The organism is Pseudomonas syringae, from assembly GCF_002157375.1.
GTDB classification, from domain to species: domain Bacteria; phylum Pseudomonadota; class Gammaproteobacteria; order Pseudomonadales; family Pseudomonadaceae; genus Aquipseudomonas; species Aquipseudomonas syringae_T.
Window position 1 is genome coordinate 61,293 of record NZ_MTSA01000004.1, and the last position, 13,599, is coordinate 74,891.

The 13,599-nt window shown below is 60.1% G+C and carries 11 protein-coding genes; 1 reads left to right on the top strand and 10 read right to left on the bottom strand.

Annotated elements, in window-relative coordinates:
• Window positions 1–12 precede the first annotated feature (12 nt).
• The 7 genes from BW686_RS05590 to BW686_RS05620 all read right to left on the bottom strand — a co-directional run bounded on the left by BW686_RS05590 (window position 13) and on the right by BW686_RS05620 (window position 9,190).
• Window positions 13–1,023 (bottom strand): Gfo/Idh/MocA family protein, encoded by a 1,011-nt coding sequence (locus tag BW686_RS05590; protein ID WP_084915205.1) that lies wholly within the window; start codon window positions 1,021–1,023, stop codon window positions 13–15.
• Window positions 1,024–1,092: 69 nt separating this feature from the next.
• The gene (iolD, locus tag BW686_RS05595) at window positions 1,093–3,030 is read right to left on the bottom strand and encodes a 3D-(3,5/4)-trihydroxycyclohexane-1,2-dione acylhydrolase (decyclizing) (RefSeq protein WP_084915208.1); all 1,938 of its coding nucleotides are present in this window, start codon (window positions 3,028–3,030) and stop codon (window positions 1,093–1,095) included.
• A 43-nt stretch (window positions 3,031–3,073) separates the two neighbouring features.
• Window positions 3,074–3,904 carry a TIM barrel protein gene (locus BW686_RS05600; protein ID WP_084915210.1) on the bottom strand — a complete coding sequence of 277 codons (831 nt, stop codon included), beginning with the start codon at window positions 3,902–3,904 and terminating at the stop codon, window positions 3,074–3,076.
• Window positions 3,905–3,938: 34 nt separating this feature from the next.
• On the bottom strand, window positions 3,939–5,441 hold the full coding sequence (locus tag BW686_RS05605) for a CoA-acylating methylmalonate-semialdehyde dehydrogenase (RefSeq protein WP_084915634.1): 1,503 nt from the start codon (window positions 5,439–5,441) through the stop codon (window positions 3,939–3,941).
• A 27-nt stretch (window positions 5,442–5,468) separates the two neighbouring features.
• Complete coding sequence (gene iolB, locus BW686_RS05610) at window positions 5,469–6,278, bottom strand: 5-deoxy-glucuronate isomerase (RefSeq protein ID WP_084915212.1); 810 nt, start codon at window positions 6,276–6,278, stop codon at window positions 5,469–5,471.
• Between the two features lie 29 nt (window positions 6,279–6,307).
• Entirely contained in the window at window positions 6,308–7,213 is a 906-nt protein-coding gene (iolE, locus tag BW686_RS05615; protein WP_084915214.1) for a myo-inosose-2 dehydratase, read from the bottom strand.
• Window positions 7,214–7,252: 39 nt separating this feature from the next.
• Window positions 7,253–9,190, bottom strand: coding sequence for a bifunctional 5-dehydro-2-deoxygluconokinase/5-dehydro-2-deoxyphosphogluconate aldolase (locus BW686_RS05620; RefSeq protein ID WP_084915216.1), 1,938 nt, complete (start codon window positions 9,188–9,190; stop codon window positions 7,253–7,255).
• A 272-nt stretch (window positions 9,191–9,462) separates the two neighbouring features.
• Between BW686_RS05620 and BW686_RS05625 the strand changes: the two genes are divergently transcribed.
• A complete protein-coding gene (locus tag BW686_RS05625) occupies window positions 9,463–10,371 on the top strand; it encodes a MurR/RpiR family transcriptional regulator (RefSeq protein WP_084915218.1) in 909 nt (302 codons plus the stop codon).
• A gap of 84 nt (window positions 10,372–10,455) precedes the next feature.
• Here BW686_RS05625 and BW686_RS05630 read toward each other — a convergent pair whose 3' ends face one another.
• From BW686_RS05630 to BW686_RS05640, 3 genes are read right to left on the bottom strand one after another with little or no spacing between them, the layout of a single operon-like run.
• Window positions 10,456–11,454, bottom strand: coding sequence for a lysylphosphatidylglycerol synthase domain-containing protein (locus tag BW686_RS05630; RefSeq protein ID WP_084915219.1), 999 nt, complete (start codon window positions 11,452–11,454; stop codon window positions 10,456–10,458).
• Entirely contained in the window at window positions 11,451–12,701 is a 1,251-nt protein-coding gene (gene clsB / locus BW686_RS05635; protein WP_084915222.1) for a cardiolipin synthase ClsB, read from the bottom strand. Before clsB ends, BW686_RS05630 begins: the two co-directional genes overlap by 4 nt.
• A complete protein-coding gene (locus BW686_RS05640; RefSeq protein ID WP_084915224.1) occupies window positions 12,698–13,483 on the bottom strand; it encodes an endonuclease/exonuclease/phosphatase family protein in 786 nt (261 codons plus the stop codon). The genes clsB and BW686_RS05640 overlap by 4 nt, the downstream gene beginning before the upstream one ends.
• Window positions 13,484–13,599: the final 116 nt, after the last annotated feature.

Genomic DNA, 13,599 nt, shown 5'->3' on the forward strand with positions numbered 1-13,599 from the left:
CTGGAAAAACCGTCAGGCATAGAATGCCGGGCGCGTGGCGAGGCTGATCGGCACCACGGCACCGTTGTTCTGCGCCAGCACACAGGCATCGGCGGCCACGGCGGCGGCGTAGCCATCCCAGGCTGAAGGACCGTAAATCGTCCCGGCTTTGACGCCGTCGATGAAATCCTGCAGCTCGACGTCGTAGGCGGCGATGAACCGGTCTTTCCAGTCCATCAGAATCGCGTTCGACAATTTGGCTTCGCTGCGCAGTTGCACCTGGGAAGGCTCGGGCAGCCTGGCAATGCCGCTCTCGCCAACCACTTCACACTGGATGTCGTAGCCGTACTGGCAGTTGACGAACACTTCGACGTCAATGCGCGTGCCTCGGGCGGTTTCCAGCATCACGATCTGCGGGTCTTTCATGTGCGCCAGGGCTTTGCTGGTTTTGCGCGGGAACACGACCTGCACCGACACATAGTCATCGTTGAGCAGCCAGCGCAGCACATTGAGTTCATGAATCAAGGTGTCGGTGATCGCCATGTCGGTCTTGTAGTTCTCGCCTACACGCGGGTTGCGGTGAGCGCAATGGAGCATCAGCGGCTCGCCGATCTGGCCGCTGTCGATCACTGACTTGAGGGCGCGATAACCCTGATCATAAGGGCGCATGAAACCCACTTGCACAAGCCTGCGACCACTGGCGATCTCGGCCTCGACAATGTGACGACACCCTTGGGCCGTCACCGCAAGCGGCTTCTCGCAGAACACCGGTTTACCCGCAGCGATGGCCGCCAGCACGTACTCTTCATGGCTTGGCCCCCATGAGCAGACCAGCACCGCTTCGACATCGGGCGCGGCGATCAGGGCGTGACCATCGGGGTACACTTCAGCGCTGATGTCCAGATCACGCACCACGTTTGCAGCCTGTTCCAGATTGATATCAGTGACAGCCACCACCTGACTTCCGACCAGCGTCTTGCTGCAACGCCGGATATGATCCTGACCGATTGCGCCTGTACCGATCACGCCGAGTTTCAATGCCATTTTCGTCTTCCCTTTTTGTTATTGGATGTTGCCGTGACCGGGTCACGAGCGCTGAACGATAAAAAGTGATCAGTACTGACGCGCCTTGGCCAGCTCGCGGTTGAGTTTTTCGTACACCTGAGCGGTGGTGCCGGTGGTCGATACTTCCGCGACACCGACCCGCCACCAGGACAGGTATTTATGAATCATGGTCTTGGGCAGAACCTTGATATCGATCAGCGTCGAAACCGTCTGCAGCCGTGCATCGGCAAGCGCCTGATGCAACTGCTCGGCAGTGTTGACCTTATAGGTCTTGCAGCCATAGGCCGCCGCGCTCATGGCGAAATCCACCGGTACAAAGTCGCCATCGAGCCTGCCGGTGTCCGGGTTGCGGAAACGGAACTCGGTGCCGAAGCTGTTCATGCCGTGCTCCATCTGCAGGTTGTTGATGCAACCGAACGTCATGTTGTCGAGCAACACCACGTTGATCTTGCGACGTTCCTGAATCGAGGTCGCCAGCTCCGAATGGAGCATCATGTAAGAGCCGTCGCCGACCAGCGCAAAGACTTCCCGCTGCGGCGCTGCGAGCTTGACGCCCAGGGCGGCATTGACCTCGTACCCCATGCACGAGTAGCCATATTCGACGTGGTACGTATCGACGCCGGTGCTGCGCCACGCCCGTTGCAGGTCGCCCGGCAAGCTGCCGGCTGCAGCAACGATGACGGCATCGGTCGGCAGGCTCTGGTTGAGAATGCCCAGCACGCCGCTTTGCGTCAGGCATGAACCGGTCAGTTCGATGAAGTCTCGCAGCACGGCCGGGTCCATGTGGTCGTTGATTTCCGGGACGAAACCTTCGCGCTGATACTCGACCGCATAAAGGCGGTCGACCTCGGCGTCCAGTTCGGCCCGGGCGTTTTGCGGCGAGTCGCCCCAAGCAGCACGGTAGTCGCTGGCCTGCAACGCTTCGCCCAATGCGTGCAAGGCGAACTGTGCATCGGCCAGTACCTGCACACCGTCGAGTTTCTGCACATCGAACGCACCGACGTTGATATTGAGAAACTGCACCTCCGGGTTCTGGAACAGCCATTTCGACGCGGTGGTGAAATCGCTGTAACGGGTGCCGACGCCAATGATCAGATCAGCCTCTTTGGCCAGTCGATTGGCCGCAACCGTGCCGGTTTCGCCGATCCCGCCCATGTTCAGCGGGTGTGCCGAAACAATGGCACTCTTGCCGGCCTGGGTTTCTGCAAAGGGAATATCGAACCGCTCGGCAAACGCTTGCAGCGCGTCAGCCGCGCCGGAATAACGCACCCCGCCGCCACAGATCAGCAACGGCTTGCGCTTGCCCGTCAGCAGTTTCAAGGCATCGTCAAGCATCGCCTTGCTGGGCGGGCGACGGTCGATACGGTGGACGCGTTTTTGCAGAAAGCTGTCCGGGTAGTCGTAAGCTTCGGCCTGCACGTCCTGAGGCAGTGCCAGGGTCACCGCGCCCGTCTCGGCCGGGTCGGTCAGCACGCGCATGGCGTTGAGCGCCGCGCTCATCAGTTGCTCCGGGCGGTTGATGCGGTCCCAGTATTTGCTGACGGCTTTGAAGGCATCGTTGGTGCTGATGCTCAGGTCGTGAAACTGCTCGATCTGTTGCAGCACCGGGTCGGGCTGGCGGCTGGCGTAGACGTCGCCCGGCAACAGCAGCAGCGGAATCCGGTTGGCAGAAGCCGTTGCTGCGGCAGTGATCATGTTGGCCGCGCCCGGCCCCACCGAAGAACTGCACGCGTAGATCTTGCGACGCAGATGCTGCTTGGCAAAGCCGATGGCGGCGTGGCACATGCCCTGCTCGTTACGGCCCTGATGAACCACGAGATCGCCGCTGTCCTGCTCCAGCGCCTGCCCGAGGCCCAGCACATTGCCGTGACCAAAAATGGTGAAAATGCCCGCGACGAACTTGCTCTGCACGCCATCGACTTCGACATACTGATTATCGAGAAACTTCACCAGGGCCTGGGCCATGGTCAGTCGGGTTGTACTCATGTTGGCACCTTGTTCTTGTTTGAGGTGGCCTGAATCGGCTGAATCAGTGACGTTGCGAAACGGCTCGTGACAAATGCGCCATGCTTGCCGAGATCGCCTGCGGAATGTCGTCCAGTGCATGGACGCTTTCGGCAAACGGCTCGAACGACAGGTGCCCTGTATAGCCGCTGTCCAGCAACCGTTCGATCTGTGCGGCATTGCCCAGAATGTCGGCCTCCCCGACCAGCACGCGGTGGCCGTCGCGAATGCTGTTGAGCGGGGCCTGCGCATCCTCGACGCCGGAGATATGCACCAGCCCGGTCAGCTCCGGAAACAGTTCGACCTCGCCGGCCAGGTGGTGATGAAAGGTGTCATGAACCAGCCGGTAAACATCCAGCCCGCCGACAGCCTTGATTGCATCCACCGCCTGGCGCTTGAAGCGCAACGAGCATTCTTCGAAGCCCAGCGGCTCGACGAAGCCCAGAATCCCGTGCTCGCGAAGGATCGGTGCCAGTGCTGTCAACGCCGTGCGCAACCCGGAGGCACGCTGCGCGCCATTGCGCGGATCAGCCGGGTCGTTGAGCGGGCACAGCACCAGCCCTCTGGCACCGCAGGCGCGTGCGTATTGCGCCAGCTTCGTGGCCTGGGCACTGCGCTCGTCGTTCCAGACATCGAACGGGTACAGCGCGTTGATTGAAAGCACCTGCACGCCTTTGGCAGCACACACATCAGCAACCACCTCGGGCGCGGTGCCGTCTTCGATCTCGATGCCCTTGAGGTCGTTGCGGATCTCGATGGCGTCGGCTCCCAGCTTCACAGCCAGATCGACAAACGCCTCAAGCGACAGGCGCGGCGCGACCATTCGATTAAGGGCGAAACGCAGGGGATGACTCATTGTTAGTGTTCTCCGCACATTCCATTGATGAAGACTATTTAGCGGTCGGCATGCTGAATTCCGGCCCTTTGGCGATGCTGTCCGGCCAGCGCTGCATGACGCTCTTGTAGCGGCTGTAGAAACGCAGGCCTTCTTCGCCGTAGGCATGGTGGTCGCCGAACAATGAACGTTTCCAGCCACCAAACGAATGCCAGGCCATCGGCACCGGAATCGGCACGTTGATGCCGACCATGCCGACCTTGATGGTTCGCGCAAACGCACGCGCCACACCGCCATCGCTGGTAAAGCACGACACGCCGTTACCGAACTCATGGGCGTTGATCAGCTCGACGGCGCTGGCGAAATCCGCCACATGCACGATGCCCAGCACCGGACCGAAGATTTCTTCCTTGTAGATCTGCATCTGTGGGGTGACGTTGTCGAACAGCGTCGCTCCGACGAAAAAGCCCTGCTCGGCACCCGGCACACTGAAATGGCGCCCGTCGACAATCAGCTTCGCGCCTTCCTTCACCCCCTGATCGATGAACCCTTCGACCTTGGCTTTGTGTACGGCGGTGACCAGCGGCCCCATGTCCGAGTCAGCCTGCATGCCGTTGCCGACCTTGAGCTGGTCGATGCGTGGCAGCAGCTTGTCGATCAGACGCTGGCCCACGTCGCCCACCACCACAGCGATGGATATCGCCATGCACCGCTCGCCAGCCGAACCATAGGCCGCGCCGATCAGGGCGTCGGCGGCCTGATCCAGGTCCGCGTCGGGCATCACGATCATGTGATTCTTGGCCCCGCCCAGCGCCTGCACGCGCTTGCCACGGGCGGTGCCCTGCTGATGGATGTACTCGGCAATGGGTGTAGAGCCGACAAACGAAATAGCCTCGATGTCCGGGTGTTGCAGCAAGGCATCGACCGCCACCTTGTCGCCCTGCACCACATTGAATACACCGTCGGGCAACCCGGCTTCTTTCAACAGACGCGCCATCAACAAGCTCGCGGACGGATCGCGCTCGGAAGGCTTGAGGATGAAGCAATTGCCAGTCACCAGCGCCATGGGGATCATCCACAGCGGCACCATGACCGGGAAGTTGAAGGGCGTGACCCCGGCACAGACACCCAGTGGCTGACGCAGGTTCCAGTTGTCGATGCCGCCGCCAATGTTGTCGCTGAAATCACTTTTCAGCAGGCTGGGCGCGCCGCAGGCAAACTCGACAATCTCGATGCCGCGCACCACTTCACCCCGGGCATCGGACAGCACCTTGCCGTGCTCGCGGCAGATGATCTGCGCCAGCTCGTGGTGGTGCCGGTCCAGCAGCTCCTTGAATTTGAACATCACCCGCGCACGGCGCAGCGATGACTGATCGGCCCAGCCAGGAAACGCTGCCTTGGCCGCCGCGACCGCTTCATCCACGGTGCTGACACTGGCCAGCGCCACACGCGCCTGAACCGTGCCGATGGCCGGGTTGAAGACATCGCTGAAACGCTGGCCGTCGCCGTCATTCACGTGTCCGTTGATGTAATGGCCGATCACCGGTGACTCGCTCATCTGCATGACTCCGAAGCAAAAAGGGGATTAAAGGTCCAGCAGCCAGCTGTGCTGCGGATCATTGTGGAATTGCCAGGCGCGCGTCGGGCCGGCCATCACGTTCAGGTAATAAGACTCATAGCCATAAGGCACGGAAACCGGGTGATAGCCTTTAGGCACGGTCACCAGGTCATTGTTTTCCACGGCCATGGCCTGATCGATGCTGCGGTCGTCGGTGTAGACCCGCTGAAACACGAAGCCCTGCGGCGGGTTGACCATGTGGTAATAGGTTTCTTCGAGAAAGCTCTCGTGCGGCAGGTTGTCCCTGTCGTGCTTGTGCGGCGGGTAGCTGGAGGAATGCCCGGAAGGCGTGCGCACCTCGACCACCAGCAGCGAATGCGCCGGCTCGCTGTCCGGCAGAATGTCGCACACGTAACGGGTATTGGCCCCCTTGCCGCGCACGCTGCGCTTCATGCTGCCGGGCATGATCAACCGGGCCTGGAGCTGTTTGCCTGCATCGCCAGGGGCGCGGCAGACACCCAGATGCACTGGCCCGCGAGCGACACACTCGACCTGACTGTGCGGCGGCAGGTAGACCGCGAACGGGGACTTCTCTTCGAACACCGACTGCCGGTCGCCGATGTTTTCCCAATTGAAAGCGCCCTGCCCCGGTGCCTCGCCACTCACACTGACGTGTCCGCCGAGCACCACTACACACAGCTCGTCTTCTCCAGCGTCAAGAGGCAGGCGCTCGCCGCCCTCCAACCGGTAGGCCGCGAAGCCCACGTAGTCGAGGGTACCCGGCGCAAGCGCAACGATGTCTCGGCCGTCGGGTTTGCTTTTGGTCAGCAGACTCATGGTTCAATCCTCCTTATCAGGCATCGGCGCTATCGCGCGTCGGCGAGCAATTGGCGCAAGGTGTCATAGCCTTTTTTGGCATACACATAACTGGGCGCAACCGCCGGGTCCTGTTCGGCCTCGACCACCAGCCAGCCGCTGTAGTCGGCCTGCAACAACACCTTGAGCAGTGCTGAAAAATCGATGTCGCCGTCGCCGGGCACCGTGAACGTGCCGTTGATGATGCAGTCCGGAAAGCTCCAGAGGTTGTTGCGCGCCAGTTGCACCACCGGTTTGCGCACGTCCTTGAAATGCACGTGGCAGACCCGTTCGATATGTGTGTTCAAGACCTGCAAAGGGTCGCCACCGCCCATGTAGCAATGCCCCGAATCGAACAGCAACCCGACCTCGTGCCCCGTCAGCGCCATCAGCTTGTCGATGTCCTGAGGCGACTCGATGTACGCGCCCATGTGATGGTGATACGCCAGGCGCACACCACGAGACAGCGTGAAGCGCGCCAGCTCGGTGAGCTTGTCGGCGTATTCGCACCAGGCGGCATCGGTATGAAACCGCGGCCGCTCGACCAGCGGGATGCGCTGCCCCTGAATGGAATCGGCCACTTCGCCGTACACCAGCACCGAAGCGCCGTTCTCGGCGAGCAATTGCACATGCGGGGTAATGGCCTCGATTTCCTCGGCCACAGAGCGTCGCGCCAGGAGGCTTGAATACCAGCCGGACACCAGCGCCAGGTCATAGGGCCGAAGCACATCGCCGACGCCCTTGGCGTCTTTGGGGAACTTGCCGTTGAGCTCGAAACCTTCGTAACCGATGGCTTTGCCTTCGCTCAGCGCGGTACTCAACGGCGTTTCGCCGCCGAGGGCCGGCAAGTCATCGTTGCTCCATGAGATCGGGTTGATACCAATGCGGATCTTGGGCGTGGAAGCTGAAACAGGCATGGCTGCACCTTTCTTGTTGTTATCACTGCATCAATGAATTCAGGCGCGGCTTTCGCGCCAGGACTCGATCAACCCGTTGAAGATACTCTGTACCCGGCTGACCAGTGTTGCATCGTCGATTTCCCCGGCCATCCAGGCCCGGCTTGGCTCGCGAAAGATCGTCCGGCCAACGGCGAAGCCCTTGCAGACATGGCTGTCACGAGCCTGTGCAAAACCCTGCGCAAGCACGTCGACCGGGGCATTGAGCCCGAGCAACACAACACCACGGCAGTAAGGATCACGCTGTTGAATCAGCTCGTCCAGTTGCCGCCAGACATCGGCACTTTGCGCCTCGATCTTCCACCACGCCGGGTAAATGCCCAGGTTGTACAAGCGCTTCATCGCACGGACCATCACGTCCGGATGAGGTGACGGGTGATCCTTGGGCGGAATGATTTCCAGCAGCAGCTCATGACCGCTGACTTTCGAGGCGTCATAGAGCGCCCGGATCTGCGCTTCCTGCTCCAGGCGCAGCATCGGTTCGTCATCGGGGTGGTATTGCACCAGGCATTTGATGATCTGTTCCTGCGGCCAGTTGATCAGGTTGCTGCCGATGGAGCGTCCGTGCTCGAACGCCAACGGCCTAGACCCCTGCACTTCCACGGGACGTGCCAGCCACCAGCCACGACCGGTGGCGGCATTGAGCGCATCCTGACCAAAGCGCTGATCGGCAAGCAGGCCCACATCAGCGTCAATACCACGCTGGCGCAAATCGGCTTCGACACGTTCGACCGATTGCACGAACAGCTGCTTGAGCTGGCTGATGCTGTCGAGATCGCGCCCGGCCTGTTGTGCCAGTTCGACCAGTTGGCCGCGATGATCAAAGGCAAATATGAACAACTGTTTCCACTGTTTGCGCGGCACACTGACCTGATGCAGGCGCTGCAGAACAACGTCCTGATCCGGGCGAGTAATCGGTTCCGGGCTGTTGAACAGGTAGTCGAGCTCGGCAGGCGTCGGCATGGCAGGCGCGCAGGCATGACGCGAGACCACCAACCCGCCGCAGGCATTGGCCAACTGGCAGCAGCGCTCGTCGCTGGCATCCTTGAGCCAGCCGCTCAGAAACCCGGACATGAAGGCATCACCGGCGCCCAACACGTTGAGCACCTCCACTTGCACACCGGGATGGATCGCGCCGTCTTCAAGCCGCGCCGGAATGGCCCCATGAATCACTGTGCAACCTTGCGGCCCGAGCTTGACCACCAGCGTGGCGGCCGTCAGCGTTCGCACGGTGCGCAGGGCCGCCAGCAAGTCGGTAGAGCCACCGGCAATCAAAAACTCTTCTTCGGTGCCGACGATCAGGTCGAAACGCGGCAAGATGCGCTGCACGTGCTGGCTGACTTTATCGTCGGCGACAAACCGTGTCTCACCATCGGCCTTGCCTGCCAGCCCCCAGAGCACCGGGCGGTAGTCGATATCCAGAACCCGTCTGACGTTGTGCTTCTCGGCATAATCGAGTGCCCGGCTGCTGGCCTGGAACACCTGGTCAGTGGAAAAGTGCGTACCAGTGATCAACAGCGCCTTGCTGGACGCGATGTGCTGTTCGTCTATGTCTTCAGCGCGCAAGGCCATGTCGGCACAATTTTCACGGTAGAACACCAGCGGGAATGTTTCGCGGTCCTTCAAGCCCAGCAGCACCATCGCGGTCAAACGCTCGGGATCGCATTTGATGGCGCTGACATCACAGCCTTCCCTGGCCAGCGACTCGACCAGAAAACGCCCCATGTGGTCGTCGCCAACCCGGCTGAGCATGGCTGACTTGAGGCCGAGTCTGGCGGTGCCAAATGCGATGTTGGCGGATGAGCCGCCGAGGTATTTGGCGAAGCTGGACACATCTTCAAGTCGTGCGCCCACCTGCTGCGCATAAAGATCGACGCCCAGGCGTCCGAGGCAGATCAGATCCAACTGACGCCCGGTGACAAAGCGAGTCTGGCCCATTGATGGCTCCTGTTATTTTTATCAGCCCGCAGTGCATGCACCCGATGCATGACCTGCCTTTGTCAATGCAGCCTAAAACGTCATCGGCCATGAATCAATATTTATTCTATATTTATTTTTAGTGGAATATTTTTTCTATAGAATCGCGCAAGTGCTGGCACGGCGTGCAGACAGGTAGGATATAGTCGGCATTCCCTGCCAGAAGCAGCTCCGTCATCAGGGCACGAACGTGACGTCGTGCGCTGCAAAGAACAAGCAGAAAGGATGTGAATATGACCAGCGCCGACCAGCCCACTCTGTCCGAGACGAGCGTCGACGTGCCGCCGACCAGTGCCGAGAGCCTGCTGCGACTGATCACCCACGAGTACGACGGCCTTCCTCGCCAGCTCAAGCGTATCGCCAGCTACATGAGCCAGCAGAGTGACCGCATCATGGTTGACCGGATCAGCGACATTGCGCGTGAGTGTGAGGTTCATCCTTCGGCCATCGTGCGCTTTTCGCAGCGTTTCGGGTTCAGCGGCTTCAGCGAAATGCAGGCTCTGTTCCGTGAGGCCTACACCCACAAGACCACGCCGGTGCAGAACTACCAACAGCGCATCCGCAGCATGATCGCCAACAAATCGCAGAAGGCCGGTGCAGGTGATCTGGCACGGGAATGTGTGGGGGCGACGCTGTCCGGGCTCGAACGGCTGAGCGCGGAACTGGATGATGTCGAATTCGAAAAGGCTGTGGACCTGGTGGTCAACGCCGACAACATCTATGTGGTGGGGGTACGGCGCTCGTTTGCGGTGGCGGACTATCTGGTTTACAACCTGCAACACACCAACAAACGCATCCACCTGATTTCGGGGCTGGGTGGTAGCTACCGCGAGCAGATGCGCAGCGTGCGGGCCAATGACCTGGTGATTGCGATCAGCTTTACGCCTTACGGCAAGGAAACCCAACACTGCCTGCGCATCGCTCAGCACCATCAGGCCAAGACACTGATCATCACCGACAGCAACCTGTCGCCACTGGCCAAGCGCGCCAATTCAGTATTGCTGGTCAACGAAGGCAGTTCGTTCGCCTTCCGCTCGCTGAGCGCCACCCTGTGCCTGTGTCAGGCGCTGTTCATTGCAGTGGCGTACCGGCTGGAACTGAAGGTCGACGAGATACACGAGCAGGTCGGGTTTGATGACTGAGTCGAGCGATACCCCTGCACGCCTGGCGTCTTCGCGCGCAAGCGAAGCGTCGCCCGGCCCGCTCCTACGGACCTCAGGCCCCGCTCAGGACTTCGCCTCTTCGCCCATCCGCTGCTGATTTTTCTCGCCCATTTTCTTTGCGCGCTTTTCCAGCACCAGGTACACCACCAGCGCAATCAACAGCGGCAGGAGGAAGTAAATGGCGCGGTAGCCGATCAGCGCCGCGAGCAGACTGCCCTTGGAAAACTGGTGAGCCAGCAAGGTGATAAACACCGTTTCGAGCACACCCAGCCCGGCCGGGATGTGGGTGATGACACCGGCGATGCTGCTGATCAGCAACACCCCCAGAATCGCCGGGTAAAAGGCCTTGTCGGGCAACAGGGTATAAATCACCGCAGCCATCAGCGACCAGTTCAGCGCTCCCAGGCAGGCCTGAATCAAGGCCTGCTTCATCGAAGGCAGGTTGAATTCCTGATCACGAATCGTCCATGAACGCTTTTTGGAGAATCGGCAGGCCAGCAGGTAAGCAGCGCACACGGCCAACAGACCAAAACCGATCAGTTGCAGGGTGGTGGTGCCAATCGACCATTCTTCGGGCAGTTCCAGAAAGCGCATCGAGAACACAAACCCGGCCAGCAGCATGTAACCCAGCCAGTTGGTGATCAGGCTCAGGCTTAAAATCCGGGTGATGGTCGACACATCCAGCCCCAGCCGCGAATAGAGTCGATAACGCAAAGCGATGCCGCCGACCCATGAACTGAGGTTGAGGTTGAACGCATAGCAAACGAACGTGACCGGCACAATCTGCTTGATCGACAGTTTATGACGCGTGTAATAACGCGCCAGGATGTCAAACCCGCAATAAGTCGCGTAGCTGGCGAACGCCACGGCGGCTGCCATCGCCAACGTGCTGGCCTTGTACGACGCCAACGCCTTCTTGACCTCTTGCCAGTCAAGATTCTTGACCAGCAAAAACAGCAAGACCGGCACGGCAATGAAGAAAAACACGTTGAAGATCCGCTTGGCCCATTTCCATTTGGCGCCGTGCGCACTTTGCGGCGCTGCGCTCGCGGCCTGGGTCATGACGTTTTCTCCTGATCCATCGGGTGATTGTTCTGTTGCTGTTCGATCACTTTCGCCTCCGGCACCACATCGCCGGCCCGCAAGGGCTTAAGCCGTACACCGTGAACCGGAAACAGACCGGCAATTGCCGGAAACCGTCGCAGGAAAAAGAAACTCAGCACGATCATCGGCGCGCGCCACCACTGGCCACGCGCGGCACCTTTCAGGCTCATCTGGGTGCTGTGGGCAGCCGCCAGCTCCATCAGGTGGTCCTGCAAGTGCTGGTTGAGGTTCGGGTCACGAATAAACAGGTTGGCCTCCAGGTTCAGTGCGAGGCTGAGCGGGTCGAGATTGCTGGAGCCCACCGTGGACCAGTCCTGATCGATCAACGCGACCTTGCCGTGCAGCGCACGCTGTTTGTACTCGTGAATGACCACCCCATCGCGCAGCAGGTAGGTGTAGGTCAGCCGCGAGCAGACCCTCACGAACGGCATGTCCGGCTGGCCTTGCAGGATCAGCGTGACTTTCACGCCGCGTCGCGAGGCATTGCGCAGCTCGCGCAGGAAGCGGTAACTGGGGAAGAAATAGGCGTTGGCCAGGGTAATCCGCTGGGTCGCGCCACGAATCGCCTCGAGGTACTGTTCTTCGATGTCATTGGCGTGTTCGCTGTTGTCGCGCTCGGCAAGCAGCATGCTGGCATCGCCGGCACGGTCGAGCTTGAGCGGTATCGGCGTCAGTTTCGACCGGACCGCCTCACTGAGCATGCTCATCGCGCTCTTGTGGATGTCACCGACAATCGGGCCGCGCACCAGAACGGCGTAGTCCTGCTTGGCGGTCAGCCCGGTGTCGGTCATATGATCAACGCTGTAGTTGATGCCGCCGATAAAACCCAGCTCACCGTCAATGACCACCACCTTGCGGTGCAGGCGGCGGAACAGGTTGGTACGCATGCCCATGAATCGCGGGCGCGGGTCGAACAGCTGGATCTGTATGCCGGCATCGATCATGGTTCTGACAAACGTCGAACTCAGGTCAGAGGTGCCGTAATCATCGACCGTGACCACCACTTTTGCGCCGTTGCCGGCAGCTTCGAGCAATGCCTGCTGCAAGCTCTCGCCGATCCGGTCTTCGAAGATGATGAAGGTCTCGATCAGCACTTCCTTGCGCGCGGCGCGAATGCACTCGAATACCCGACTGTAAAAGTCTTCGCCGTTGATCAGCAGCTCTACCGAGTTGCCGTCGCGCCACTGCCCTGTCGTATTGCTCATAAGGTCAACTCCACCGCCAGCGGTGCATGATCGGAAAGATGAGACCACGGTCGACTGGACAACACTTTCGGACTGTGGGATGTCGCATTGCGCACGTAGATCCGGTCCAGCCGAAGCAACGGCCAGCGGGCCGGAAAGCTTTTCGCCGGGGCGCCGAAGCGCTCTACAAATACCTCGTACAAACCCGTGCCGTGCAAGAGTGCATCGGCGCGCTGGCGCCAGTCGTTGAAGTCACCGGCAACAATCACCGGCTCCCCTTCGGGAAGACGCGCCATCAGCTCAGCAAGCAGTTTTAGTTGCTGACGCCGATGACTTTCAAACAGCCCCAGGTGGACGCAGACGGCATGCACATGGCCGTAATCGGGCACATCCAGAATGCAGTGCAACAAACCGCGTTGCTCTGTGCCATCAATGGAAATATCGAGATTTTCGTGCTGGATGATCGGGTACTTGGACAACAGCGCGTTACCGTGATCACCGTCCGGGTACACCGCATTGCGACCGTAGGCAAAATCGCTCCACATGGCGTCGGCGAGAAACTCGTATTGCGAGATCGTTGGCCAGTCCTTGACACTGCGGGCATGGCGATGCTGTTCACCGTGTACTTCCTGAAGAAACACGATATCAGCCGATACACTGCGCACCGCTTCACGCAATTCCGGAAGAATGAAGCGGCGATTGAAAATGCCAAAGCCCATGTGCATGTTCATGGTCAGTACATTCAATGAAACGCTGGCCGACACCGGCGTGGCGGGGCCGAAGGGCGGATTGGCACTGGTCAAGACTCGCTCCTGGGTGAATATTCACGTTATATGAAGCCACCCATGAGCACAGGTTCCATCCTGTGACGTTCATACTGCTTAATTGCCATACTCAGCGCCGCAGGCACTGACCTTCA

Excerpts from the sequence above, each read along its gene's own strand:
- iolD (WP_084915208.1), bottom strand. The coding sequence starts at position 3,030 with ATGAGTACAACCCGACTGACCATGGCCCAGGCCCTGGTGAAGTTTCTC.
- BW686_RS05590 (WP_084915205.1), bottom strand. The coding sequence starts at position 1,023 with ATGGCATTGAAACTCGGCGTGATCGGTACAGGCGCAATCGGTCAGGAT.
- iolB (WP_084915212.1), bottom strand. The coding sequence starts at position 6,278 with ATGAGTCTGCTGACCAAAAGCAAACCCGACGGCCGAGACATCGTTGCG.
- iolE (WP_084915214.1), bottom strand. The coding sequence starts at position 7,213 with ATGCCTGTTTCAGCTTCCACGCCCAAGATCCGCATTGGTATCAACCCG.
- BW686_RS05620 (WP_084915216.1), bottom strand. The coding sequence starts at position 9,190 with ATGGGCCAGACTCGCTTTGTCACCGGGCGTCAGTTGGATCTGATCTGC.
- BW686_RS05625 (WP_084915218.1), top strand. The coding sequence starts at position 9,463 with ATGACCAGCGCCGACCAGCCCACTCTGTCCGAGACGAGCGTCGACGTG.
- BW686_RS05605 (WP_084915634.1), bottom strand. The coding sequence starts at position 5,441 with ATGAGCGAGTCACCGGTGATCGGCCATTACATCAACGGACACGTGAAT.
- clsB (WP_084915222.1), bottom strand. The coding sequence starts at position 12,701 with ATGAGCAATACGACAGGGCAGTGGCGCGACGGCAACTCGGTAGAGCTG.
- BW686_RS05630 (WP_084915219.1), bottom strand. The coding sequence starts at position 11,454 with ATGACCCAGGCCGCGAGCGCAGCGCCGCAAAGTGCGCACGGCGCCAAA.
- BW686_RS05600 (WP_084915210.1), bottom strand. The coding sequence starts at position 3,904 with ATGAGTCATCCCCTGCGTTTCGCCCTTAATCGAATGGTCGCGCCGCGC.